This is a genomic window from Streptomyces sp. CB02056, assembly GCF_001905545.1.
Lineage (GTDB): Bacteria > Actinomycetota > Actinomycetes > Streptomycetales > Streptomycetaceae > Kitasatospora.
The window spans coordinates 163,023-188,102 of the sequence record NZ_LIPD01000015.1 but is presented as its reverse complement, the minus strand read 5'-3'; the positions used below and the strand labels follow the sequence as shown (position 1 = coordinate 188,102).

Here is a 25,080-nt window from a genome sequence, read left to right as displayed (position 1 = left end):
GCAGGCCGACCCCGGCCAGCGCCGCGATGCCGAGGGGTCCGGCGGGGGAGCGACTACCTGCTCGACGTCGGCCGGATCCACGCCGCCTTCGTCACCGACACCCGAGACCGCGGCGAGACCCGCGGCCCGCTCGACCTCGTCCCCGCACCGGCGAGGAGCGCAGCGCGGTGCAGCCGGCGGCGCGTGCGTCCGGCTGCGGGGCTGTGGCCGACGAGGTCCCCGTGGGCAACGGTGCCCGAACCGACGGTGGCGAGCCGTCCAGGTTCGCACGGCCCACGGAGCAGGACGGGAGGGCAGGTGAGAGCGGTTGGGGTGGAGAGCCATGCGGCGCCGGAGGGGTGACCCCTCCAACGGCCACCGCCAAGGCGGTGGCCCAGGAACGGCTTGGCGTGCTCCTGGACGGTGGTGGCCCACCGGCCGCGGCTTGACGGGACGCCACCGGGTCGCCGGGAGCACGGACGGTTCTGATTCCCGACTTCCGATCGCCCTCCATCTTTCCGGTTTCTCCGCAAACGACTGCTGCCTAGACCTCCGGATACACATGGGCTGGGGCTGGACAGGCATCTGCCTCTATCGTGTTCCGAGGCGACAGCCCCTGGCGAATCATTCGATCGGAGTTTGCCCCCATGTGGAAGATCGCCCTCCATGTAAACGTCATGACCGTGACGATCGGCATGCTGGCGGCCCTCGCCTGCGCTTTCGCCTCTGCGATCGCCTTACGCAAAAATAGGCGACTGATGGTGCGAATCTCCCAGGTAGCCACCGTTATCGCATCCGCCGTCATCCTCTACATCACCCTTCGGCCACAGGGCGGCTGGGGGAATATCGGCCACAGCGGTCGGAGCCTCAACCTCACCCCGGCCGCATTCCTTGACGATGCCGCGCAACCTCACAGCCTCGCCTGGGAGGAGCCCATCCTCAATGCGGCGATGATGCTCCCGCTCGGAGTCGTCGCGTTCACCGGGTTCAGTCGCCGCCTCTTCGGCCTCGGCTTCGGCTTCGCCCTCTCCGTCGCCATCGAATCGGTGCAGTGGCCGACCAAGAGCGGCCGCTCTTCCGACATCATGGACGTCGCGGGCAATACGGCCGGATACCTCCTGGGCGTTGCCCTGCTTCTCGCTGCGCACAGGATCCTCTCACTGGGCACAGCGAACCGCACCCAGCAGAAGGACCGCGATGGAACGACGGTGACCCGGTGACCCCAGTGCCGCGGGAATCGAAATCACCCACTCGCCCGGCCGACGCGGTCGTCTGCGCACTCGCCGTCCCGGCGGGGTTGGCACTGGGCGTCGTGGCCCTGGTCGCCGACACTGTCCCCGGTCAGCTCGGTTCCATTCTGTCGGTGGCCGCCAGCACTGGCGTCGCCTGGGGAGTGGGAGCCGGGATTCTGGGAGCAGCCTGTCAGAGGCTGCTGACAGCGGCCTGCGCAGGCGCGCTGATCATGGTCCTCGCCGTGCTCACCTACTACGGCGGGAACGCCGTAGTGCACATCAGACCCAGCGCCGGCAGCGGCTATCTGGTGGACAAGACCGGTTTCTGGGCGATGGTGGCGGTCGTCGCCGGTCCCGCCGCCGGCGCGCTTGGATGGCGGATCACCCATGGCACCGCCCTCGCCAAGTCGTTGGCCGCGGGCGTCCTGGGGGGCCTGGTGGTGGTCCAGGGCCTCTACGCCTGGAGTCCGACGCGGTCCTACATGTTCGGTGGTGACGCGACCGCACGAGTCTGGATCTCACTGCTGCTGATCGCCGCGCCGCTCGGGGGCGCCCTGTGGGTGAGTCGCGGCCTGAGGCCGGCTGCCGCCTTCGGCTCCTTGGTCTGCACGTCGGCGATCGGGTTCTTCCTGTGGAGCACCGCGCAGTCGCTCCACCTGCTCCGATCGTGGTGAATTCTGGCCGCCGGGCCAGAATTCACCTGCGACATATCACCCATAAACCCGCGCGGCCAAATCATGACATTCCATTTTCAATTCCGCAACACATCCCATCCGGCAAAAATCGGCATCTCGATACGGATATCATGATTCAAAAACCGGAATGATGGCCACCATTAGCGGGTCAACGCCGAGCCGTTCCATCCAAGAGTCAATTCAGCATTGCGTGCACGATCACCGATTAATAAGGTCGATTCCGAAGCCCGATCAGGGCCCAGGAATACCAGGGAGAATCCCATGTGAAGCTTGACAAAGGCAGGAACGATCGCCGCGACGTCCCTGTTGTCACTCGGAGCGGGGGCCCTTCCCGCCGCCGCAGCAGAGGCGCCGTCGACGGGAGAGGCGCCGGCATCCATCCTGGACACCAGCAGGTGCACCAGCCTCAGCAACGGAACCCTCTGTGTCCGGATCAAGGACGCTCGATCGACCGTCGAGGTGACCTACTCGAAGAGCGCCGGAGGCGCTGTCACGGCGCGCTTCGGCTTCAACTACCAGGGCACCGACTACAACGATGCCGGGGCATTCAGCATCAACGCCGGGGAGACCAAGTCCTACGCCTGGCACAACCTCAACGTTCTCTGCAACAGCGTGGTGGGCTTCCTCAGCGTCACGGGCCAGGGACGTTTCCAAACCCCGGCGGTCAGCGACTGCTGACCCACGGTACTTCTACCACTCGGCAGACCTGACGCCGTCCAGCGTGGGACCGCCGTGACCACTGCCGCTCCCGGTGCATTTCGCACCGGGAGCGGCAGTGCTCCGTCTCCTCGCACGCGGCGACGACGGCCCGGGCGTCCTTGAGCGCGATCGGACTCCGCTCGGTCCGGGTGCAGCCCGACTCTGTCGTGTACGGGCTGGATCGTGGCGGCACTCCGTCTCTTCTGCGCGGCGAGGCCATCCGTCCCGGCGCCGGCGGTCGGCGCCATCTTGGCCTGATGATCGCCCCCGTCGCGCGGCGGTAGCGGGGCGGGGGCTTCGGGTCGGCCCGGCCACCGGGCCGGGACGGTTGGACAGGGCGGGGGCAGGCGGGCTGTCTCCGGCAGTCGGCGGGTGGCTTTTTCGCTTTCCATCGACCTTCGGGCTCTGATAGGACAGCACCCGGCCCGATCGGGCCCATGTGCGCAGGGGGGAACACGACATGTGGAAGACCAAGCGTCGGCACCGGGGGCGCGTCGCCTCGATGCTGGCTTCGGCGGTGGCGCTCGCCGCCGTGATGACGGCCGCGCCGGCCGGTGCCGCGCCCCGGGCCGTCACGGCTGAGGCGCCGACAGCCGGGCTGAACCTGATGCTGCGCGCCGATCCGGGGAAGGTCGTCCAGACCCGTCGGGCGCCGGACGGGACCTGGGACGCCGCCAGGGAGGTCCCGCAGTTCTACAGCTTCCGGTACTGGACGACCGTCGTCGACTCCGGACGGCTGCGGCTGCTCGGCCTCCGGTACTCCGGTCCGATGAGCACGCAGTTCGTCCAGTCGACGCAGCAGCCCGACGGCAGCTGGCCCGCGCCGACCCCGATGAAGGGCCTGGCGGAACTGCCCCTCTCCAGTCAGTACTTCCAGACCGGCAGGGCCGGCGCGGCGGTGGTGAACGGCCAGGTCCAGCTGGCGGCGATCGACCCCTCGGGCCGGCTCGTCCACACCGTGGAGGGCCCGGACGGGAACTGGCAGCCCTGGGGGGCGATCAGTGCCCCTCCGGGACTCGCCTCGGACCGGTTCTCCAGCCTCGCGACGGCCGAGGTGAACGGTGAACTCCACATCGTGGCCACCGTGTCGAACGACGGAAGCGTGCTCCACACCATCCGGCACGCGAACGGCACCTGGGACGGCTGGGGCAACATCATGGGCGCGGCCGGGACTCCCTCCCCGTGGGGTGCGCCGCACGACGTGGTCGCGGCGGGCATCAACGGACAGCTTCAGGTCGCCGTGGTGAACAACAGCCAGATCGCCGTCTACCACACGATCCGCACCTCCGACGGCAACTGGGGCGGCTGGGGGCCCATCGGCCAGCAGGTCCTCGACCAGCCCTTCTACGTGTGCGGCGCCGACGGCGCCAACGTGGACAACGAGCTGCACCTGGTGTTCGAGACCTGCACCAGCAGCGGCACGCTCTTCCACACCGTCCGCCACGCGAACGGCAGTTGGAACAAGGCCGGGTACGTCCAGGGTGCCGTCGACCTCTCCCCCTGGCGGCCGGTCCCGAACGGATCGGCCGCCGGCGGCTGACCGCGCCGGTGACGGTCGACCGGCCCGGGGCCGTCGCCCGGGCCGGCTGACCGTCACCCACCCGGGCGGGGGCGGGGCTATTCGTGGCGCAGGGCGTCCGGGCGCATCAGGCGCAGGAGTTGGGGCAGGCCGAGGGCGGTGGTGAGGAGGACGGCGCCCGCGGCGGTGGCGGTCATGGCGAGCAGGGAGGCCCAGTCGGTGTTCAGGGGGACGCCGGAGGAGTACTGGAGGACCGTTCCGGTCAGCAGGCCGGCGGCGGTGGCCAGGGCCAGGCCGAGGGCCATCGGGAGGAGGGTCTGCCACAGGACGGACAGGGCCAGGACGCGTCGGGGGGTGCCGACGGCGTTCAGGACGCCGAGGACGCGGCGCTGTTCGCGCAGGCGTTCCAGTTGGCCGACCAGCAGGCTGAGGGCGACCAGCAGGAGGGTGATCGCCGATCCGGCGGTCAGCAGGCGTTTGACGGCGAGGTAGGTGGCGTCGGGGGCGGGGTCGAGCGGGAATTCGGTGCGGGCCTGGGGGTCGATCGCCATGACGGCGGTGGTGAGGTGTTCGTTCGGGTCCGGGAGCGCGTCGGCGAGTGAGACCAGGACGGTGGCCGGCTGTCCGCGCAGGGCGTCGGCGGGGACCGCGGCGGGGGTGAGCAGGAGCAGGCCGGTTCCGATGCGGCCGTTGGGGTCGGCGTCCTGGACGGGGGTGACGGTGGCGGTCGGGGCGGGCAGGGGGAAGGGGGCCGATTCGCCGGTGCCGCGGTAGTAGGCGGCGTGGACGGTCGTTCCGGGCGGGACGGGGTCGGTGCCGGGGCGGGCGGTCGGGCCCTGGAGGGCGAAGGAGTCGCCGTCCTCGCAGTGGGGCAGGGTGGCGAATCCGCGCAGGACGGCGCAGGAGGCGATGCGGACCGAGGGCAGTTCCCAGGACTTGGCCGTGGCGCTCTCCAGGGCGAACTCGGTGTAGGCGGCGGTGGCCTGGATCCCGGGGCTGCGGGCGAGGCGGTCGGCGAGGGCCTCGGCGGTGGGGGCGCCGCCGGGGAAGGTCACCGACTGCCGGTAGGGGCCGGTGGTGGGCTGGGGCCGGGCGTACTGCTCATACTGGGTGCTGATGCCGAGGAAGAGCGTCTGCAGGGCGATGGCGCCGGCGATGGCGACGACGACGCCGCTGACGGCGGTGGCGGCCGGCCCGGAGCCCGTCTGCAGGCGGCGGGTGGCGAGTTGCCAGGACAGGGCGCCGCCGCCGGCCCGTCGGGTGACGGCTTCGACGAGCCAGGGCAGGAGGGTGCAGACGCCGGTCAGGGTGAGCAGCACGCCGAAGGCGACGAGGAGCGAGCCGCGGGTGCCCTGGGCCGGGTCGGAGAGGGTGAGGGCGAAGACCGTCAGGGACAGGCCGGCCAGTGGCAGCATGAGGCGCCATCCGATGCGGCGCCGGCCGGGGTCGGAGCGGCGGACGGTGCCGAGCGGGTCGAGGGCGGCCCGGCGCATGGCGAGCAGGGTGACGCCGACGGCCATGAGCGGGACGACGACGGCGATCGCGGCGGCGATGGCGGGCTGGGGTGCGACGTCCTCGGGGTAGAAGCTGAATCCGGCGAGGCGGACGCGTCCGATGAGCTGCCGGCCGAGGAGGAAGAGCGCCGTTCCCGCGGCCAGGCCCAGCACCGTTCCCACCAGGGACTCCCCCGCGGCGATCCGGGCGGTCATCCGGCGGTCGGCGCCGCCCAGGCGCAGTGCGGCGAGCCGGCGGTCGCGGCGTTCGCCGCCGAAGCGGGCGGCGGCGGCGAGGAAGACGCCGACCGGGGCGAGCATCACGGTCAGGCCGACGGCGTTGAGCAGGACCAGTTTGGGGTCCATGTCTTTGGGCGGTGAGAAGTGGCCGAACGCGGTGATCCGGACGGCGCCGGTGTCGACCGAGAGGTGGTCGCCGCCGAGGACGTAGTCGGCCTGGCCGGGTCCGAGCAGTCCGGCGGGGCCGATGGTGCCGGTCACGGGGTAGGGCAGGCGTTCGCGCAGCAGGTGGTTGGCGGGGTCCTTGAGGAGGTCGGCGAGGGCCGGGGAGACGGCCATCGTGCCGGGGGCCGGGTAGGCGGCGAGGCCGGGCGGGAGTGCGGCGTTCGGGCCTTCGGGTTGGACGACGCGGCCGCGGACGGGGGTGCCGTGGAAGGCGGTGTCGGCGGTGGCGACGAGGACGGTGCGGTCGCCGGGGGTGGGCAGGTCCTCGTCCCGGAAGGTGTCGTTCTGGGTGTAGAGGCGCTGGTCGCGGTGGTGGACGAGGCCGGGGAAGGAGGCGGTGAAGAGCAGGAGGGCCACGCCGAGGCCGACGCCGCAGGCGGTGAGCAGCAGGCGGCCCCAGCCGTCCCGTCCGCTGGTGACGGCGAGCCGGGCGCCGAGGGCGAGTTGGTCCAGGTGCGGTCGGCGGACCCGGGGGTCGGTGGCGCTCACCGGGTGGTGGCCAGGTCGCGGGTGCGGCCGTCGCGGACGACGATCTCGCGGTCGGCGTAGGCGGCGACCCGTACGTCGTGGGTGACGAGGACCACGGCGGCGCCGCTCTCGCGGGCGGCGCGGGTGAGCAGTTTCATGACGCGTTCGCCGTTGAGGGAGTCGAGGGCGCCGGTGGGTTCGTCGGCGAAGACGGCCCGGGGGCCGGTGATCAGGGCGCGGGCGGCGCCGACGCGTTGGCCCTGGCCGCCGGAGATCTCGCCGGGGCGTTTGGCGGCGGTGTCGGCGACTTCCAGGCGTTCCAGCCATTCGGCGGCGCGGGCTTCGGCGGCTTTGCGGCGGGTGCCGTTCAGGCGCAGCGGGAGGGCGACGTTCTCCAGGCAGGAGAGTTCGGGGACGAGTTGGCCGAACTGGAAGAGGAAGCCGAAGTCGGTGCGGCGCAGGGCGCTGAGCTCGCTGTCGGTGCTGGTGGTGAGGGAGCGGCCCTGGTAGGTGATGGCGCCCTGGTCGGGGCGGGTGATGCCGGCGAGGCAGTGCAGGAGGGTGGACTTGCCGGAGCCGGAGGGGCCCATGACGGCGACGAGTTCGCCGGCGGCGACGGTGAGCGAGGCGCCGGCGAGGGCCGGGGTGGGGCCGAAGGACTTGTGCAGGTCCTGGGCGTGGAGGAGGGGTTCGGCGGTGGTCAACGCGGGGTCTCCGTCAGGCGGGCGGTGAGGTCGTCGAGGCGGGCGGCGGTGAGTTCGAGCCAGCGCAGGTCGGCTTCGAGGTGGAACAGGGCGTGGTCGCAGATCAGTTCGTCGGCGAGGTCGCCGGCGAGTTTGCGGCGGGTCAGTTCGCGCATGGTCCGCAGGTGTTCGGCGCGTTGGGTGTCGAGGACGTCGGCGGCGGAGCGGCCGGTGAGGATGGCGAGCACGACCTTCTGGTAGAGGGTGCTCTGCAGGTAGGGCTGCGGGTCCTCGGGGTGGGCGAGCCAGTCGGCGAGGTCGGTGACGCCGGCGTCGGTGATGGCGTAGCGCTTGCGGTCCGGGCCGCCGCCGGCTTCCACGCCCTCGACGACGACGAGGCCGTTCTTCAGCAGGCGGGAGAGGGTGGCGTACACCTGTCCGTAGTGCAGGGCGCGGTCGCGGCCGAAGTGCTCGTCGTAGAGGCGTTTGATGTCGTAGCCGTGGCGGGGCTGGGCTTCCAGGAAGCCGAGGAGCATCTGTCCGAGTGACATGATCAAGGACTATACACACCATGTATACATGGTGTGTATAGCGAGGTGCGGGGCTGCCGCCGGTGCGGGCTCCTCCAGCCCGGGGCCGCCGCCGGGAACGGGGGAACGCCCCGGGGCATGGAGGTGCCCCGGGGCGTGGCCGTCCGTCCGCGCGGGTCAGCCGCGGCGCAGCGCGGTGAGCGGGGCGGGGGCGGTGCCGAGCCACCAGGTGGGGTCGGCGCTGCCGTCGGTGGTGCGGCCGTCGCGGTGGACGTAGTGGCGCACGTCCCGTCCGGGGTCGGTGAACTCGCCGGCCAGGGCCCGCTCCAGCCACTCCGCCCCGAACCGGAAGACCTCGGCCGCCACTCCCCCGAGCGGGTGGAACTCGTCCTCGTAGACCCGCAGCTCCTTCGGCGCCCGGATGCGCTCGAAGCTCTCCAGGGCCTGGGCGAGGTCGGTGAGCTCGTCGAACTCGCCGATGCCGTGGAGCACCGGGCAGGCGATGTCGGCCACCAGGTCGCCGAGCGGCATGCGGTGGGCGAGGTCGCGGTCGAAGGCCTCCTCGTCGGTGTACCCGGCCATGTACATGTAGTTGTTCTTGAAGGTCGGCTGGGCGCGCTCGAAGATCGTGGCGAAGTCCCCGGTGACGGCCTCGAAGGCGGCGAGCGCGGCCAGGCGGCCGTCGGCCGCGGCGGCCCGGGAGCCCCAGTAGCCGCTCATCGAGATGCCGAACATGCCGATCCGGTCGGCGTCGACCTCCGGGAGCGCGGCCAGGTGGTCGAGGTAGCGGCCGATCGCCCGCTCGTAGTTGCCGAGGTCGACGGTCAGCCCGCCGGCGCGGCTCTCGCCCTGGCCCGGCCCCTCGATGGACAGCGCGACCATCCCGCGCGAGGTGTAGTAGCGCTCGGCCGCCCAGATGTAGTCCTCCTTGATCATGTCCATCCCGGGGCCGAGGATGACGGCCGGCGCGTTGCGGACCGGCCCGGCCGGCAGGTGCAGCAGGGCGAAGATCCGCGAGCCCTCGAAGTCCAGCTCCACCCGCCGCACCCGGCCCTCGCGCAGCGCGCCCAGGCGCTCCACGCAGTGGTTGGCGTGCTCGCGCATGGCCGCCTTGCGCGGGTCGGCGGCGTCGAAGAGCGAGTACTGCGCCCGGCCCCACATCACGGCCGCCCTCAGGTAGAGGTCGGCGGCGGTCTGCGCGAAGCCGCCGCGCTCGTGGTGGGCGGCGCGCTCCTCGGCCTGGCCGGCCACCGTCGCCCACGCCTTGGGCAGCATCGCGCCGCTCCTGACGAGGGCGAAGACCTTGGCGAAGTCGGTGTGGTCGTGGCCCAGCTGCTCCATGGTGCCGACGGCCTCGGGGTGCAGCGCGTCGAAGCCGCCCTGGGCGAGGGCGATGTCCAGGGCCCAGCTCTGGCCGGCGGAACGGACGGTCATGACGGTCTCCTCTACGGGGTCCGACGGGGGGATCCGGTTGCGGGTCCCCCGGCGGGATCCGATTGGCTAAGCACTTAATGAATAAGTACTTAGCTATTAAGTCCCGAGGCTAGGCTGCTGTCAACCCGACGAAGAGGACCGACCAATGGCCGAGCCGCCACCCACCGACGACCGCGCCCGGGCGCTCGACCGCCTGGCGCGCGCCGCCTACCGCCTCAGCGCCGCCGACGCCCGGCTGCGCGGACGCGCCACCCGCACCCCCGGCGCGCTCTCCCTCACCCACGCCCGGGCCCTGCGCACCCTGGCCGAACAGGGCCCCCTCAGCATCGGCGGGCTCGCCGCCGGCACCGAGACCACCGGCGCCGCCACCACCCAGCTGGTCAACGGCCTGGTCGCGGCCGGCTACGTCACCCGCACCCGCCAGCCCGAGGACAAGCGCTCCGTCCTGGTCGCCCTCACCGACACCGGCCGGGCCCTGCACGACCAGCGCCAGCGGGCCCTGGCCGACGCCCTGCACGGCGACCTGGGCGACTACGACGACGACGCCCTCGACCGGGCCACCGAGGTGCTGCAGCGGCTGTCCGCCGTCTACGACCGGCTGTGACGCCGTGAACCAGCCGGAGCGGGGGCGTCCCTGACGTCCGGGGGCGCCGGGGCTGGGCCGGATGCCGCTGTGCGGGTGCAGGGGGGCGGCGTTGCGGCGAGGTTGTGGTGGTGGACACCGTCATCGTGCTCGAACCCGATACGCCGACCAACGTGCGGATCCTCGGCCCCGGCCGCGTGCCGGCGGACCCCGAGAACCCGGTACGGATGGCGCACGCCGCCCCCGCGGAGGCCTCGGGCGTCTGCGGGCCGCTCACCCTGTGCGGCCTGCGCACCTCCGAGATGACCCTCGCCCCGCACCGCTCCCCCGGGCCCGGCCGGCCGCGCTGGAACACCTGCGGGGCGTGCCGCGACGCCGAGGGGGGCGCGGCGGCCCGCGCCCCCGGTCCGGCGTAACCGGCCCGGCCCCGGCCCCGGCCCGGGCGGCCGCCCGGCGGGGTCAGGGGTCAGGGGTCAGGGGGCGGCGAACAGCCCGGGGAAGGACGGGGCCAGCCAGGGGCGGCGGCCCCAGGCGAGCACCTCGCCGCGCAGCAGGGCGCCGGGGGCGCTGCGCCGGCCCAGCGCGATGAGCAGGAACGCCACCGGTTCGACGAGGATCGTGCAGTCCGGGCGGCGGGGCGGGTCCTGGCTCACCGCGGCGGCGCCGTCCGTGAAGGTGACCGCGAACCCGTCCAGGCCCCGGCCGCGCAGCCGGTAGCAGGCGCTGTGGCCGGCCGCGGCGCGGGCGTCCGTCACCCGCGGCATGACCGTGCGCACGAACGGCATCGCCAGCCCGACCCGGCGCCGGTCGATCGGGTGCGGGCGGCCGAGGGCGACGGCGATGTCGTAGAGGTGGCCCAGCATGTGGGTCAGCAGGTAGGCGCCGAGGGTGTCCAGGTCCATCCGGCCGAGCGGGGTCGACACCGGCTCGGTGCCCGCGCGCGGGGCGGCCGCCACGGTGAACTCCCGTGCCCGCCGGGCGATCTCCTCGGCGAGCACGTCCGGGTCCCGTTCGGGCCGCTCGGCCAGCGAGGCCGCGTTCGCCGCGGCCAGCGAGCCCGGGGTGCCGTCCCCGTACGGCCGTTCCTCGCCGGCGGCCAGCGCGGCCATCAGCTCGTTGGCCATCGCCAGGTGGGCGGCCGCCTCGGCGACCGTCCACTCGGCGCCGGGGATCCGGGTGTCGCCGCGGCAGCCGGCGAGCAGGGCGACGGCCTCGTCGCCGACCGCGGTGACCTCTTCGAAGAGCGCGGTGCGCGCGGCACCGGGAGAGTGCGGGGGGAGAGTCATGGAGGTGAAGCGTGGACGAGTGCCGCGCCGCTGTCCAGGTCCCCGCACCGCCCGGGGCGCCGGGCCGACTCCCGGACCGGATCGCGGGTCCGCGCCCGCAGGCAACCCGAACCGCCCCCCGACGCGTCGAGCTGCCGTGAGAGCAAGAACGAACACGCGGCCCGGGCGGCCGCCACGGCAGACGGGAACGGCACGGACACCATGGCGGGGACGACGGCAGGATGACGAACGCGACACCGCCGGACTTCGAGGAGTTCGTCGCCGCCTGCGGGCCCAAGCTCCTGCGCACCGCCTGGCTGCTGACCGGCGACCCGCACCAGGCCGAGGACCTGCTGCAGACGGCGCTCGCCAAGGTCTGGCCCAAATGGACGCGCATCGCCCCCGACCGGCCCGAGGCGTACCTGCGGAAGGTCCTGGTGAACTGCCACGTCTCCTGGTGGCGGCGGCGCTGGACCGGGGAGCTGCCGCACGGCGAACTGCCGGAGCCGCCGCCGGGCCCGGACCCGTACGACGGGGTGGTGCTCGGCCGGGTGGTCGCCGAGGCGGTGCGGTCGCTGCCGCCGCGTCAGCGGGCCGTGGTGGTGCTGCGCTTCTTCGAGGACCTCAGCGTCGAGGAGACCGCCGAGGTGCTGCGCTGCAGCACGGGCACCGTCAAGAGCCAGACGCACCGGGCGCTGGCCGGCCTGCGCGGCCGGCTGCCGGCCCGGGAACTCCTGCTGGACGGGGGACCCCGTGAACGGCGCTGACCTGCTCGACCCGTACGGTCCGGGTGACGGCGGGCCCGACGACGAGGAGGAGCTGCGGATCCTGCTCCACCGGGCCGTCCCCGCCCTCGGTTCGCCGGAGGACCGGATGGAGCGCGTCCTCGCCCGGGTCGAGCGGTCCAGGCGCCGCCGGCGGGCGGCCGGGCTCGCCGCGGGCCTCACCGCCGGACTCACCGCCGCCGTGCTGGCCGCCGCGCCCGCGCTCGCGCCGGCACCGGTGCGGGGGGCCGCGACGGGGCCCGCGGGCTCCGTGTCCGCCCCGGTCCTGTCGCCCCCGGCGGCGGCGCCCGCCCCGTCGGTCTCGCCCGCCCCGACGGTGCCGGGGGAACCGTCCGCCGGGAGCGGGGCGACGGTCTTCTTCCCCCGGCTGCCCGAGATGCTCCTCGACCCGCCGGTGAACTGGCACGCCCTGGCCGCGTCGAGCGCCGACCCCCGGGAGCGGTTCGGCTACCTCGGCACCCAGCCGCTGGGGGCGTCCCCGTCGTGCGCGACGGTCGCGGCCCGCTGCCCGCTCGCCGGGCGGCTGGCCGTGGACGGCGCCGTCCTCGCGTTCCGGCTGGTGGACGACCAGGGGCTGGCCGAGAAGCTCGGCCCGGACCCGTCCGGGCTGGGCGACACGGCCCTCGACAAGGAGTGCGCGGCGCTCGGCGGCGACCGCGAGCTGACCGGCCTGCGCGCCATCGACCGCGACGGCCCCGCCGCGGTGGTCGAGGTGACGGCCTGCCTGCGGCAGGCCTCCGACCCGACGGTGCGCCAGGCGCGGCAGGCCTTCGACTCCGTCCGCTCCGCCCCGCCGGGCAGCCGCTCGCCGGGCCCCACGGGCCGGGCGGCAACGCCGTAGGCCCCGTCGTCCGGCCCCTCGCCACGCGCGAGGGGCCGGGCGGCATCCCGGCGGCGGCTGCGGGCCGTCGCACGAGCCAGCCTGACTATCTGTCCAACCGACCGGCCCGTCATGCGCGCGCGGGCGCATTGCCCACGATCGGGTGGTCCGGCCGTACTTCGCGCGCCGACGGCCGGGCCGGGACCGGATAGTGGAGCGGTCGCCGAGGCACGGGCCCGGCGCCCTTCGTCCGGAAGACCGAGGTGTACCGCCATGCCCACCACCGCAGCCACCGACCGTGTCGGGCTCGTGTTCTCACTGTTCGACGCCGACGGGAACGGCGCCATCGAACCGGCCGACTTCGACCTGATGGGCAGCCGTGTCGTCGCGGCGCTCCCCCAGGCCGACGAGGAGGCCAGGGACCGGCTGCTCGACGCCCTGCAGCGCTACTGGCGCACGCTGGTGACCGAGCTGGACGCCGACGGCGACGGACGGATCAGCCCCGAGGAGTTCACCGCCGTCGTGCTCGACCCGGAGCGCTTCGACGCCACCATCGACGAGTTCGCCCGGGCGCTCTCCGAGCTCGGCGACCCGGACGGCGACGGCCTGGTCACCCGCCCCGACTTCCTCGCCCTGATGACCGCGATCGGGTTCGACCACCGGAACACCACGGCCCTGTTCGACGCGTTCGGCCCGGTGGACGGCGACCGCGTCCCGGTCGCCGTCTGGGCGGAGGGCATCCGCGACTACTACCGCCCCGAGAAGGCCGGCATCCCCGGCGACCGCCTGGTCCCCGGGACGGCCCGGTGACCCCGGCCGCCCACCAGGGCACCGGCCCGGCGCCGGTGCCCGTCGCCGGGCAGCCCGCGATCGGGCTGGCGGTGGGCCGGGGCACCGGCCCCGAGCTCGCCGCCGTCTTCGAACGCGTCCTGCGGGTGCTCACCGCCGCCCGCCCCACGGGCGTGCGGATCGTCCGCTCCCCGCGCCTCTACCACTCCTACGTCTCGCTGCGCTCGCTGGCCGGCCCCGCCGGGATCCAGGACCTGACCGGGCAGGACGCGGAGCACTACGAGCGGTTCTGCCGAGACCTCGCCGACGCCGGCACCACGGCCGTCTTCCGCACCGCGATCAACGCCCAGTCCCTGTACCTGGTGCGCCACCGCCTGCGCGCCGTCAAGGTCGACCTGTTACGGGAAGGAGAAACGTCACTGCTCCTGGTCCGCGACCAGGCCCAGGGCTTCTACACCGGGGAGAACCGGCACACCCCGGGAGAGGTCGTCCGCACCATGGCCTTCAGCCGGGAGACCACCGAGGCCGTCGTCCGCCACGCCCTGGAGCGGGCCCGGCGCGAATGGCCCGACGGGCGGATCGACCGCATCGTCATGGCCTACAAGTTCCATCTCCTGGACGGCGCGTTCGACGCCTGGGTCGCCGACATCGCCGAGCGGCTGGGCATACGGATCGAGGTGTTCCAGCCCGACACCGTGAACCGCAACCTCATCACCCACGGCCTGCCGGACCGCACCCTGCTGATCGCCGGGAACGAGTGGGCCGACATCATGCACGTGGTCCTGCTGGACCGCTTCGGCGCCCAGCGGCAGGAGAGCCGCTGCACGGAGAACGTGTACCTCGGCCCCGGCGCGGCCGGACTGGTGGAGTACCAGACCGTGCACGGCTCCGCCGACGACCTGGCCGGGCGCGACCTGGTCAACCCGGTGGCCACCCTGCGCGCCGCGGCCCTCGTCGCCGAGCGGCACGCCGCGGTGCCCGGCGCCGTCGGGGCGGTCGAGACCGCCCTGGCCGTCCTGGACGACAAGGGCGTGCACACCCCGGACCTCGGCGGCCGGCACTCCACCACCGCGGTGGTCGACGCGCTGGTCGACGTCCTCGACCTGCCCGACGCGCCCACCGGATCCACCGCCCCGGTGGGCGGGCCGTGAGCGCCCGGACGGGAACGGCCCTGGTGGTGGTGGACCTGCAGAACGACTTCTGCACCGGGCCGTTGGCCAGGGCCCGGTTCGGCGGCGACGGCGCCGTCCTGGACGCCGTGGTCGCCAACAGCGTCCGGGCGGTGGACCTGGCCCGGCGCGCGGGCGTGGAGGTGGTGTTCGTCCGCTTCCTCGGCGACACCGCCCACCAGGGCGCGGCCTGGCGCGCGCGGGACCGGCGGCTGGGCAAGCGGCCGAAGTGCCTGGAGGGCACCTGGGGAGCCCGGTTCCACGGGGTGGCCCCGGCCCCGGGCGAGCGGGTCTTCACCAAACGGGCCTGCTTCGACGCCTTCCTCGGCGACGGCCTGGAGGAGCACCTGCGCGCCGGCGGCACCGGGCACCTCGTCTTCGCCGGCCTCTACGCCGACGTCTGCGTGGACTCCACCGCCCGCACCGCCTTCCAGAAGGGCTTCCACATCACCGTCCTGACGGACTGCACCACCTCCCTGCACCTGCCCCACGACGAGGTCCTGCGGTTCATGCGCGTCCTGTACGGCGCCCGCACCACCACCGGCGACGACCCCGCGGCGTGGACGGCGCCCGTGCACGAGGAGGACCCGTGCACGCCCTGACCGGACCGGAGGACGGGACGGCCGCGGCCGCGGCGCACGGCGTCGCCTCCGGAGTGGGCCGCACCGCCCTGCTGGTGGCGGCCGCCCGCGCCATCGAGACCCACCGCCCCGACGCCCTGGCCCGCGACCCGCTCGCCGAGCACTTCGTGCGCGCCTCCCCCGCCTCGGCGCACTGGCCCCTCCACCCCGACCAGGTCCCCGACGCGGAGGCCGACCCGCTGTGGGGGCGCCTCGGGCGCTACTTCGGGCTGCGCACCCGCGTCCTGGACGACCACCTGCTGGCCGCGGCGCGGGCCGGCACGCGCCAGGTCGTCATCCTGGGCGCGGGCCTGGACTCCCGGGCGTACCGGCTCGACTGGCCGCCCGGCCGCGTCCTCCACGAGATCGACACCGAGCAGGTGCTGGCCTTCAAACGGGCGGTCCTCGACGCGGCGGGCGCGGCCCCCGCCACCGAGCGCCGCCCGCTGGCCGCCGACCTCCGCGGCGACTGGGCCGGGCCGCTGCTGGAGGGCGGCTTCGACCCGGCGGAGCCGACCGCGTGGCTCGCCGAGGGGCTGCTGCTCTACCTCCCCGCCGAGGCCGAGCGACGGCTGATGGCCGCCGTGCACCGGCTCAGCGCGCCCGGCAGCACCCTGGCGTACGAGCTCAAGGACGTGGCCGCCGAACCGCCGGCGGTGCGCACGGCCCCCGCGTACGTCGCGGCCCGGGAGCGGCTCGGCATCGACCTGCGCGCCCTCTTCGACGCCGGCCCCCGCCCCGACTCCGCCGCGGAACTCACCCGCCTGGGCTGGACGGTGGCCGTGCGCAGCCCGTACGACTTCACCGCCCTGCACGGCCGCGGTCCGGCGCCGGAGCCGGACGACGCCCTGGCGGCCAACCGCTGGGTCTTCGCCGCCCGCCGCGGTCGGCCGGGCGGCGTCCCGGGCGGCATCCCGGGCCGCCGCTGAATTCCGCGGCATTCCGCGGTATTCCCTGCCGTTCGGCGGGGGGTCTCCCCCGCCGGACGGGCGGGATTATCCAAGGGGTTTTCCGAAAGGGAAAAGGATGCACCCGCTGCGAAAACCGCATTACTCGACGTAATGTCGATCATGGATTCCGCCGCCTCGCGCCGCCCTTGTCCGGGGCCCGGGTCCACATCAATTCCGCTGCATGGCAAGGGACTTCACCGATCCCCGCGTGACCGGCGGGGGTGCCGGGAAATGCCGGACGTCGGCGGATTCACCTGACCGATCCTCATCGGTTCACCCGGTTGTCGATTTCGCGGAAACTGTTCGTCGCTATACGATCCTTCAGGAATCGGATCCTGATCCCCGGCCGGACCGGCAGCCCCCGCAGTCGCCGCACCGGCCCGGGCAGAAGCGCGTTCCGCCCGTCCCCCCGCACGAACGCACTCCAGGTGACCATGCATCCCCACACCGCCCACATCGACGGGTTCCACTACGGCTGGATCAACCCGGTCCTGTCCTACCTCATCGCCTGCACCGGCGCGGCGCTCGGACTGCGCTGCACCGTACGGGCCCTGACCCTGCCGCCGGCCCGCCGCCTGGGGTGGCTGCTGCTGTCCGCGGTCGAACTCGGCTGCGGCATCTGGACCATGCACTTCATGGCGATGATGGGCTTCGCCGTCACCGGCTCGTCCGTCGTCTACCGCGTCCCCGAGACCCTCGGCAGCCTCCTGCTGGCCATCGTCGTCGTCGGCGCCGGCGTCCTGTACGTCGGCTACCGCCGCAGGACGCTCGCCTCCCTGCTGATCGGCGGCACCGTCACCGGCTGCGGTGTCGCGGCCATGCACTACCTCGGCATGGCCGCCATGCAGGTCCAGGGCGTGGTCTCCTACGACCCCGTCCTGGTGGCCGTCTCCATCGCCATCGCCGTGGCCGCCGCCACCGCGGCGCTGTGGATGACCCTCAACATCACCGGCTTCGCCGCCTCGCTGGTCGCCTCCCTGATCGCCGGGGTCGCGGTCACCGCCATGCACTACACCGGGATGGCCTCCGTCTCCGTCCGGCTGGACGACCGGCTCCTGCCCGCCGGCCTGCCCGCCTCCCAGTTCGTCGTCCCGCTCGCCGTCGCCATCATGGCCGTCATCGCGATCGGCGGGTTCGTCCTCACCCTCTCCCCGCAGGACCCGGTCGACGTACCGGCCCGGGAGCCGCTGCGCGTCAAGCTCTTCGACCGCGGCGCCTGACCGGCCCGCCGTGCCGCGCGCACGGCACCGACGCCCCGGGGGCGGCCCGGACAACGGGCCGCCCCCGGGGCGTTTCGCGCGTACGGCTGCGCCGCGGCCCGTCCCCCTCGACGGGCCGCGGCGCAGCGGCTTCACGGGGTGTCAGCGCGTGCGGGTCACACGGCCTGCCACAGCGCCGGGACGTTCGGCGGCTCCCAGCCGACCATGGCGGTGTGGCCCTGGAGGCAGCGGTAGGAGGCGCCGTTGTAGGTCACGACGTCGCCCGCCTGGTAGGTGGTGCCGGCGGTCCAGGTGCCGCCGGGGTTGGGGGTGCCCCCGCCGCCGACGGTGAGGCTGTACTGGGCGGTGTGGGTGGTGGCGCCGGCGGTGCCGGTGACGGTGATCTGGTAGGTCCCGGTCGCGGCGCTGGAGGCGGCGGACAGGGTCAGGGTGGAGGAGGAACCGGCCTGCACCGATGAGGGGTTGAAGCTCGCGGTGACGCCCGCCGGGAGGCCGGAGGCGGTGAGGCTCACGGTCTGGGCGGTGCCGGAGGTGACGGCGGTGCTCACCGTGGAGGTGGTGGAGGCGCCGGGCTGGGCGGAGCCGGAGGCCGGGCCGAGGGAGAGCGAGAAGTCGTTGCTGCCGTTGTTGGAGCAGGTGGGGTCGCCGCTCTGGGCGGGGACGCTGACGGCGTCCCAGGCGGCCTTGGCCCGGTTGAAGAAGGTGCAGGTCGGGTCGAGGCTCTTGGCGGCGGTCAGGGTGGCGGTGCGGTAGCGCTTGTAGGTCATGCCGCTGGTCTTGAGCAGCATGCCGCCGTAGAAGACCCGGCCGGCGTCCTTGATGCCGATGCCGGTGACGGAGGAGTTGTTGCAGGTGGGGCTGGTGGGCTTGCCGCCGCCGGGGTTGGAGCCCTCGGCCAGCAGGTAGAACCAGTGGTTGAGCGGGCCGGCCGCCGCGTGCTCCTCGGTCTGCGGGATGGAGGAGGAGTAGCAGTTGGGGTTGTTGCTCACCAGGGAGGGGTTGTACATGTTGCGGATCGGGCCGTTGCCGACCAGGTTGATCATCTCGCCGACGGTGTAGTCCGGGGAGTCGTACGGGGCGGGCTCGTTGGCGTACGACTCGGTCAGCGCGCCCATGATGTCGCCGGTGGCCTCGCCCAGGCCGGACTCGTTGTTGGCGCCGCCGGGGGTGTACTGGTCGATGCCGTGGCCGAACTCGTGGCCGACGACGTCGATGGAGGCGATCCACTTGTTGGCCTGGCTGTGGCCGATGGATATCGTGCTGCCGTCCCAGTAGGCGTTGACGTCGTTGAGGCCGACCTTGACCGGCCAGCTGCCGCCGTTGCCGTTGTGCCCGTTGCGACCGAGCCAGTCGCGGAGCATGTCCCATTCCTTCTGGGCCGCGAACATCGCGTCGCCGCAGCCGGTCTCCTTGCTGGAGGCGCTGCCGGTGCCCCAGGAGTCGCTGGACTTGGAGAAGACCTGGCCGGTGCTGTAGTCGGAACAGGACAGGCCGGGCCGGTTCGGGTCGCGCAGCGAGTAGGAGCCACCGGAGTTGGTGGTGCTGATGGTGACGGGCGCGGGGCCGTTCCACTCGCTGTTGATGGTGCCGGCGCGCACGTCGTCGTAGCTGTCGACGACCTCGCCGGTGGTGGCGTCCACGAAGACGTGCAGGCGGCTGGGGGCGCTGCCCTTGTGGCCGGTGAGGACGGTCTCCCAGGCCAGGCGGCCGGTGCCGTCCTTGACGCGCACGACCAGGCGGCGGGACTCGACGGAGTCGACGGCGGCCAGCTTGGTGCGGGCGGTCTTCTCGGCGTGCTCGGCGCTGACCTGCGGGGCGGTCGAGCCGCCGACGGGGCCGGTGGCGGCGGACTGCAGGGCGCGGACCTTGCCCTGGGCGTCGGCGAGGACGACCGCGTCGCCGCCGACCACGGGCAGGCCGTGGTAGCTGCGCTCGTAGGAGACGGAGTAGAGGCCGCCGAGCCAGGGGGTGACGGTCTTGCGCTCGTAGGTCTCGCCCGGGCCCTTGGCCAGCGCGTCCAGTCCGGCCGCGGCGACGGCGTCGGCGGCGTTGACGGCGGCGGCCAGGGCGCTCGGCGGCGCCGGGGAGGGGGTGGGCGCGGCGGTGGCCGGGCCCGTGGCGGCGGCGATCATGCCGGCCAGCACGGTCAGGGTGGTCGCCGTGGTCAGCAACCTGCCTGCGGTGACTCTGCGTTGCATCGAGGCTCCTCGCATGTGGGGGTCCTCGACCGCGGACGGCTGGGGCTGGTGGCGCGCCGCGCAGCCGTATCCGGGGGACGGCCGTGCGGGCCGTCCGCGCTCGGGTGCCCGAACACTCACACGGCGTCATGCTCGGGTCAATGCCCGGTGCGCGCGGGGCGGGGGGTTGGCGAATTCCGTCAAGCCGGGCGGTCCGGTTCGGCGCCAACCTGGGCTTTTGTCCCAGTGGTTGAGACCACGTCAGGTGACGGGCCATGATCGGACGGCGACCGGTCGGGGCGGGCCGGCCGCGGTGGGCCGGACCGGCGGGCGGGCCTCCGGGGCCGCCCGGCCGTCGGGCCCCGGGCCCTCTCCCGGCGGCGCCCCGGGCGGCCCGGCGCCGCGGGGGCGCGGAGGCGGGCCGGTCGGCGCCGGGGCCGCGGGCACGGCGGCGGGACCAGGAATCCGGTAGCAGGCTGTGACGGGGCGGAAACCCACAGCGCTTGACAGCCCCTCGCCCGGGGGCGCGTACTGGAACGAGGACAAACAGCAGACAGGGCCCTGTGCTCCGGATATCCGTCGGATACCGCGGCCGGTGCGAAAGCGGCGACAGGGCGTGCTGGGATCTCGGTACCCCCTCACGCCGCCTTCGGCCCGGTGCCCGACGGCGGTTTTCGCGTGCGGGCACCGCGCCGCCGCCGTTCGGACGGTGCGCCCGCGGTGGCGCCGCCGGAGCCCGTGGGCCCGTCCGAGGGGCCGCCATGAGACCGACGTCGAGACCGACCGATGTTCGAACGCGGGAGGACGGTACCGGCGATCCGCCCACGGGGCGCCGCCGCACCGTCGCCCTGCCGCGCGTCCTTCACGCGAGCCCTGGCATCCGCCGTCCGACGGGGTGCCGCACGGCGGCTCGTCCACGGAAAGGCGGGCACCATGGTGCTCGATTCGACCACGCTGCACTCGAGCATCGAAGACCCGGTTCTCGACCGGATGAACTTCCTCAACGAGATCACGTCCAGCTACCCGGACGCGGTGTCCTTCGCGCCGGGCCGCCCCTATGACGGATTCTTCGAGGTCGAGGAGGTCCACACCTACCTGCGCCGGTACGCGGCCTACCTGGAGAGCCGGGGCGCGGGGCCGGCCGAAGTGCGCAGCGGCTTCTACCAGTACGGGCCGGCGGCGGGGCAGATCCGGGAGCTGATCGCGTACTCGCTGCGGCAGGACGAGGGGTTCGAGGTCGCGCCCGAGGCGATCGTGGTGACGGTCGGTGCGCAGGAGGCGATGTTCCTGGTGCTGCGCGCGCTGTTCGCGACGCCCGAGGACGTGCTGCTGCTCGTGACCCCCTGTTATGTCGGGATCATGGGGGCCGCGCGGCTGCTGGACATCCCGGTGGTCGCGGTGCCGGAGCGTGACGGGCGGCTGGTGGTCGCGGACCTGGACGCGGCGGTGCGGGCGCAGCGTGCGGCGGGTCGCCGGCCGCGGGCCGTGTACGTGGTGCCGGACCACGCGAATCCGACCGGGTCGACGCTGGACCTGGCGACGCGTACCGGGCTGCTGGAGCTGGCCGGGCGCCAGGGTCTGCTCGTCCTGGAGGACAGTCCCTACCGGTTGAGCGGCCCGGGGCCGCGGTGCCCGATGCTCAAGGCGCTCGACACGTCGAGGAGCGTGATCCAGCTCGGCACCTATTCCAAGACGGTGTTCCCCGGTGCGCGGGTCGGCTACGTGGTGGCCGACCAGGAGGTGCGCGACGGGCGCGGCGGGATCCGGCTGCTGGCGCGGGACCTGGCGAAGGTGAAGAGCATGGTGACGGTGAACACGTCCTCGCTCAGCCAGGCGGCCGCGGCGGGTGCGCTGCTGGGTTCGGACGGGCGGCTGTCGGTGCTGAACGCGCGGGCGGCCGAGCACTACCGGCGCAGCATGGCCGCGACGCTCGCGCAGCTGGAGCGGTGGCTGCCGGAGCGGCGGCGCCGGGAGCTGGGGGTGGGCTGGAACCGGCCCGACGGCGGTTTCTTCCTCACGCTGCGCACCGGTTTCCGGACCGGTACGGCGGCGCTGGAGCGGTCGGCCCGGGAGTTCGGGGTGATCTGGACGCCGATGGAGTTCTTCCATCCGCACGGCGGGGGCGAGCGGGACATCCGGCTGTCGATCAGCTACCTGACGCCCGGGCAGGTGGTCGAGGGCGTCGAGCGGCTGGTGCGGTTCGTGGAGACGCTCAGTGAGGAGACGCGCGGCGGTGGGGCGCGCGGTGGTGGACGCACGGTGGCGACGTGCCCGGTACCCGGAACGGAGAGTGACGCACCATGACCACGGCCCTGGACCGAGCGCCGGCCGCCACGGTCCCGCGCATCGTGAGCGTGGGCACCGCCGTGCCGCCCGAGCACTACTCCCAGGAGGAGCTGCTGGACCTGTTCGGGATCACCGACCGCCGGGTGCGCTCGGTGTTCCTGCTGGGCTCCATCCGGCAGCGTTCGCTGGTGCTGCCGCCGGCGGCGCCGGACGGCACCAGGCTCCGGGAGAGCCAGGGCGACCTGCTGGACAAGCACAAGGCGTGGGCCGTGAGCATGGGGGCGGACGCGCTGCAGCTGTGCCTCAAGCGGATCGGGGCCGACCTGTCGGAGGTGGCGTACCTGTGCTGCGTGACCTCGACCGGCTTCCTGACGCCGGGGCTGAGCGCGCTGCTGATCCGCGAGCTGGGCATGGACTGGCACACCGCGCGGGCCGACATCGTCGGCATGGGCTGCAACGCCGGGCTCAACGCGCTGGCGGTGGTGGGCAACTGGGCGGCGGCGAACCCGGGCCGGCTGGCCGTGATGGTCTGCTCGGAGGCCTGCTCGGCCGCGTACACGATGGACGCCACGATGCGCACGGCCGTGGTGAACAGCCTGTTCGGCGACGGGGCCGCGGCGGTGGCGGTGGTGGCGGACCCGGTGAACGACGGGCGCCGCCCGGCGGAGGGGGCCGAGGACGAGGAGGCCGAGGAGGAGGGGCCCGGCCGCCGGCTGGAGGGGCCCCGGATCCTGCGGACCGCGAGCGTGACCATCGTCGACGCGATCGACGCGATGCGCTACGACTGGGACCGCGACCAGGGCCGCTTCAGCTTCTTCCTGGACCCGCAGGTCCCCTACCTGGTCGGCGCGCACGTGGAGGGGGTCGTCGACCGGCTGCTGGCGGGCACCTCGCTGCGCCGCGACGACGTCGCGCACTGGCTGGTGCACTCCGGCGGCAAGAAGGTCATCGACGCGGTCGCCGTCAACCTCGGGCTGACCCGGCACGACCTGCGGCACACCATCACCGTGCTGCGCGACTTCGGCAACGTCTCCAGCGGCTCGTTCCTCTTCTCCTACGACCGGCTCCTGCGGGAGGGCGTGGTCCGCGACGGCGACTACGGCGTGCTGATGACCATGGGGCCGGGTTCGACGATCGAGTCCGCGCTCATCCAGTGGTGAACCGACCAAGGGAGACCGCAATGCCCGTCAACGCCCTGCCCGAGGGCCCCGTGCTGCACGTGGACGGCCGCCGGGAGATCTCGGCCGAGCTGACCGCCGCCCTCGGCGCCCTGTGCGACGAGGCGGAGAGCGCCGGCGCCGACGCCGCGACCCTGTTCCTGTCCGGCGCCCCCGACGGCGAGGCGGTGGCGAAGGCGGGCGACACCGCCGCCGTCACGAAGTGGGAGCGGGCGGTACGGCGCTTCGAGCGGCTGCGGCTGCCCACCCTGGCGGCGGCGAGCGGGGAGTGCGGCGGCGTCGCGCTGGACCTGCTGCTGGCGGCCGACGTCCGGGTGGCGGCCCCGGACCTGCGGCTGCTGCCGTCCTTCCACGGGCAGGCCGTCTGGCCGGGCATGGCCGGCTACCGGCTGGTCCAGCAGCTCGGACCGGCCCGCGCCCGGCGCACCGTGCTCTTCGGGGTGCCGATCACCGCCCGCGAGGCCCTGGAGCGGTGCCTGGTGGACCAGGTGAGCCGGGACCCCGGGCGCACCCTGGCGGCCGCCGCCCGGCTGCTGCGCCGCCTGTCCGGCCCCGAACTCGCGATCCGCCGCCAACTGGCCTTCGACGCCCAGTGGATGAGCTTCGAGGACGCGCTCGGCCCGCACCTGGCCGCCTGCGACCGCGCGCTGCGGCGCACCCGGGCCCCGGACGGGGTGACGGCGTGAGCGCGGCCACCGGGCGGGCGCCCGCCGCCGTACGGGAGCGCGCCGCGGACGGGCTCGACCGGGCGGCGCGGCTGCTGCCCCCGTTCCCCGCGCCCGGGCCGCGCACCGGCGAGGAGCGCGAGCGCGCCGAGCGGGAGCTGGACGCCGGCCGCGCGCGGCGCACCGCCTTCCTGGACCGCCACGCCGAGGAGCTCTACGACCGGATCACCGCGGGCCGCACCCTGCGCCCGCGGCTGGACGCCCTGGTGGAGGGCGCCGCCCGCGCCGTACCGAACCTGGTGCCCACCGCGGCGCAGCTGCGCGCGGAGCGGGCCCTGCCGGTCGCCGAGCGCCTCGGCTACGAGATCGACCTGGGCGTCCTGCTGCGCGGCGTGCTGCGCGGCCCGGCCGCCGGCGGCCACCTGATGGACTCCATGCTGCGGCCCACCGGGCGGGCGCTGGAGCTGCTCGGGGAGTTCCGGGCCACCGGGGTGGTGCGGATGGACAGCACCCGGCTGGAGCGGCGCGCGGGGGTGGCCCGGATCACCATGTGCGCCGGGGACCGCCTCAACGCCGAGGACGAGCAGCAGGTCGACGACATGGAGACCGCGGTCGACCTCGCGCTGCTGGACGAGGGCTGCGAGATCGGGCTGATCCGGGGCGGCGAGATGACCCACCCGCGCTACGCGGGGCGCCGGGTGTTCAGCGCCGGGATCAACCTCAAGCGGCTGCACGCGGGCGAGATCACCCTCGTCGGGTTCCTGCTGCGCCGCGAGCTCGGCTACCTCAGGAAGCTGCTGCTCGGGCTGCGCACGGACGACGCGTCCTGGCGCTACCCGTTCACCGACATGCCGTGGGTGGCCGCGGTGGACGGCTTCGCGATCGGCGGCGGCATGCAGCTGCTGCTCGCGGTGGACCACGTGCTCGCGGCCTCCGACGCCTACCTGAGCCTGCCGGCCGCGCAGGAGGGGATCGTCCCGGGCGCGGCGGACTTCCGGCTGCCCGCGGTGACCGGCCCCCGGCTGGCCCGGCAGATCATCCTCGGCGGGCGGCGGGTGCGCGCGAGCGACCCGGAGGCCCGCACGCTCGTCGACCAGGTCGTCGACCCGGCGGACCTCGACCGGGCCGTCGAGCGGGCCCTGGAGCTGCTGCGCGACCCGGCCGTCACCGCCAACCGCCGCATGGTGAACCTCGCCCTGGAACCGGCGGACGGCTTCCGCGCCTACCTGGCGGAGTTCGCCGTCCAGCAGGCGCTGCGCATCCGCGCGGCGGACGTGCTCGGCAAGGCGGGCCGCTTCACGGCCCGGCCCTCCGGGTGAGAGCGCCGCGCCGCTGCCCTCCCCCGCCGCCCCGGCGGGCGGCACCCGAACGAACAA

22 protein-coding genes and 1 pseudogene are annotated in these 25,080 nt (G+C 74.0%); 17 read left to right on the top strand and 6 right to left on the bottom strand.

Annotation, left to right across the window (positions count from 1 at the left end):
• Positions 1-626: 626 nt before the first annotated feature.
• The 4 genes from AMK13_RS33485 to AMK13_RS33470 all read left to right on the top strand — a co-directional run bounded on the left by AMK13_RS33485 (position 627) and on the right by AMK13_RS33470 (position 4,145).
• Positions 627-1,199: a VanZ family protein gene (locus tag AMK13_RS33485; protein WP_074005416.1), complete on the top strand. Its 573-nt coding sequence runs from the start codon at positions 627-629 to the stop codon at positions 1,197-1,199.
• Entirely contained in the window at positions 1,196-1,885 is a 690-nt protein-coding gene (locus tag AMK13_RS33480; RefSeq protein WP_143204698.1) for a DUF6518 family protein, read from the top strand. The genes AMK13_RS33485 and AMK13_RS33480 overlap by 4 nt, the downstream gene beginning before the upstream one ends.
• Positions 1,886-2,176: 291 nt before the next feature.
• The gene (locus tag AMK13_RS43135) at positions 2,177-2,584 is read left to right on the top strand and encodes a hypothetical protein (protein WP_143204697.1); all 408 of its coding nucleotides are present in this window, start codon (positions 2,177-2,179) and stop codon (positions 2,582-2,584) included.
• 481 nt (positions 2,585-3,065) lie between these two features.
• Positions 3,066-4,145, top strand: a complete 1,080-nt coding sequence (locus AMK13_RS33470; RefSeq protein ID WP_074005413.1) for a hypothetical protein — start codon at positions 3,066-3,068, stop codon at positions 4,143-4,145.
• A 77-nt stretch (positions 4,146-4,222) separates the two neighbouring features.
• Here AMK13_RS33470 and AMK13_RS46160 read toward each other — a convergent pair whose 3' ends face one another.
• The 4 genes from AMK13_RS46160 to AMK13_RS33450 all read right to left on the bottom strand — a co-directional run bounded on the left by AMK13_RS46160 (position 4,223) and on the right by AMK13_RS33450 (position 9,197).
• Complete coding sequence (locus AMK13_RS46160; protein WP_074005412.1) at positions 4,223-6,571, bottom strand: FtsX-like permease family protein; 2,349 nt, start codon at positions 6,569-6,571, stop codon at positions 4,223-4,225.
• Positions 6,568-7,254, bottom strand: coding sequence for an ABC transporter ATP-binding protein (locus tag AMK13_RS33460; RefSeq protein WP_074005411.1), 687 nt, complete (start codon positions 7,252-7,254; stop codon positions 6,568-6,570). The genes AMK13_RS46160 and AMK13_RS33460 overlap by 4 nt, the downstream gene beginning before the upstream one ends.
• Positions 7,251-7,784, bottom strand: coding sequence for a PadR family transcriptional regulator (locus AMK13_RS33455; RefSeq protein WP_074005410.1), 534 nt, complete (start codon positions 7,782-7,784; stop codon positions 7,251-7,253). The genes AMK13_RS33460 and AMK13_RS33455 overlap by 4 nt, the downstream gene beginning before the upstream one ends.
• A 156-nt stretch (positions 7,785-7,940) precedes the next feature.
• Positions 7,941-9,197, bottom strand: a complete 1,257-nt coding sequence (locus AMK13_RS33450) for an alpha/beta hydrolase (protein WP_074005409.1) — start codon at positions 9,195-9,197, stop codon at positions 7,941-7,943.
• Positions 9,198-9,342: 145 nt separating this feature from the next.
• Between AMK13_RS33450 and AMK13_RS33445 the strand changes: the two genes are divergently transcribed.
• The gene (locus AMK13_RS33445; RefSeq protein WP_049654428.1) at positions 9,343-9,801 is read left to right on the top strand and encodes a MarR family winged helix-turn-helix transcriptional regulator; all 459 of its coding nucleotides are present in this window, start codon (positions 9,343-9,345) and stop codon (positions 9,799-9,801) included.
• A gap of 110 nt (positions 9,802-9,911) precedes the next feature.
• A complete protein-coding gene (locus tag AMK13_RS33440; protein WP_117484918.1) occupies positions 9,912-10,196 on the top strand; it encodes a hypothetical protein in 285 nt (94 codons plus the stop codon).
• 57 nt (positions 10,197-10,253) lie between these two features.
• Here the strand turns inward: AMK13_RS33440 and AMK13_RS33435 are convergent, their stop codons facing one another.
• The gene (locus AMK13_RS33435; protein WP_074005407.1) at positions 10,254-11,066 is read right to left on the bottom strand and encodes a maleylpyruvate isomerase family mycothiol-dependent enzyme; all 813 of its coding nucleotides are present in this window, start codon (positions 11,064-11,066) and stop codon (positions 10,254-10,256) included.
• 221 nt (positions 11,067-11,287) lie between these two features.
• On the opposite strand from AMK13_RS33435, the gene AMK13_RS33430 reads away from it, so the two are divergent.
• The 7 genes from AMK13_RS33430 to AMK13_RS33400 all read left to right on the top strand — a co-directional run bounded on the left by AMK13_RS33430 (position 11,288) and on the right by AMK13_RS33400 (position 17,398).
• Complete coding sequence (locus AMK13_RS33430) at positions 11,288-11,812, top strand: SigE family RNA polymerase sigma factor (RefSeq protein WP_074005406.1); 525 nt, start codon at positions 11,288-11,290, stop codon at positions 11,810-11,812.
• Positions 11,799-12,671, top strand: a complete 873-nt coding sequence (locus AMK13_RS46155; protein ID WP_074005405.1) for a hypothetical protein — start codon at positions 11,799-11,801, stop codon at positions 12,669-12,671. The genes AMK13_RS33430 and AMK13_RS46155 overlap by 14 nt, the downstream gene beginning before the upstream one ends.
• Before the next feature lie 252 nt (positions 12,672-12,923).
• A complete protein-coding gene (locus tag AMK13_RS46355; RefSeq protein WP_074005404.1) occupies positions 12,924-13,460 on the top strand; it encodes an EF-hand domain-containing protein in 537 nt (178 codons plus the stop codon).
• Entirely contained in the window at positions 13,457-14,590 is a 1,134-nt protein-coding gene (locus tag AMK13_RS33415) for an isocitrate/isopropylmalate family dehydrogenase (protein ID WP_241853145.1), read from the top strand. Before AMK13_RS46355 ends, AMK13_RS33415 begins: the two co-directional genes overlap by 4 nt.
• Entirely contained in the window at positions 14,587-15,210 is a 624-nt protein-coding gene (locus AMK13_RS33410; protein ID WP_074005403.1) for a cysteine hydrolase family protein, read from the top strand. Before AMK13_RS33415 ends, AMK13_RS33410 begins: the two co-directional genes overlap by 4 nt.
• The gene (locus tag AMK13_RS33405; RefSeq protein ID WP_074005439.1) at positions 15,207-16,157 is read left to right on the top strand and encodes an SAM-dependent methyltransferase; all 951 of its coding nucleotides are present in this window, start codon (positions 15,207-15,209) and stop codon (positions 16,155-16,157) included. The genes AMK13_RS33410 and AMK13_RS33405 overlap by 4 nt, the downstream gene beginning before the upstream one ends.
• Before the next feature lie 455 nt (positions 16,158-16,612).
• A complete protein-coding gene (locus AMK13_RS33400; protein ID WP_049659004.1) occupies positions 16,613-17,398 on the top strand; it encodes an MHYT domain-containing protein in 786 nt (261 codons plus the stop codon).
• A gap of 194 nt (positions 17,399-17,592) precedes the next feature.
• On the opposite strand, the pseudogene AMK13_RS33395 reads toward AMK13_RS33400, so the two are convergent.
• A pseudogene (locus AMK13_RS33395) lies at positions 17,593-19,566 on the bottom strand (M4 family metallopeptidase); the annotation flags it as partial.
• Between the two features lie 942 nt (positions 19,567-20,508).
• Between AMK13_RS33395 and AMK13_RS33390 the strand changes: the two are divergent.
• The 4 genes from AMK13_RS33390 to dpgC are packed head-to-tail and all read left to right on the top strand — an operon-like array spanning position 20,509 to position 25,023.
• A complete protein-coding gene (locus tag AMK13_RS33390) occupies positions 20,509-21,879 on the top strand; it encodes an aminotransferase-like domain-containing protein (protein ID WP_074005402.1) in 1,371 nt (456 codons plus the stop codon).
• Positions 21,876-23,021: a 3,5-dihydroxyphenylacetyl-CoA synthase DpgA gene (gene dpgA / locus AMK13_RS33385; RefSeq protein WP_074005401.1), complete on the top strand. Its 1,146-nt coding sequence runs from the start codon at positions 21,876-21,878 to the stop codon at positions 23,019-23,021. Before AMK13_RS33390 ends, dpgA begins: the two co-directional genes overlap by 4 nt.
• Positions 23,022-23,041: 20 nt before the next feature.
• Positions 23,042-23,725, top strand: a complete 684-nt coding sequence (gene dpgB, locus AMK13_RS33380; RefSeq protein WP_049659703.1) for an enoyl-CoA-hydratase DpgB — start codon at positions 23,042-23,044, stop codon at positions 23,723-23,725.
• Positions 23,722-25,023 carry a (3,5-dihydroxyphenyl)acetyl-CoA 1,2-dioxygenase DpgC gene (gene dpgC, locus AMK13_RS33375; RefSeq protein WP_074005400.1) on the top strand — a complete coding sequence of 434 codons (1,302 nt, stop codon included), beginning with the start codon at positions 23,722-23,724 and terminating at the stop codon, positions 25,021-25,023. Before dpgB ends, dpgC begins: the two co-directional genes overlap by 4 nt.
• Positions 25,024-25,080 lie beyond the last annotated feature (57 nt).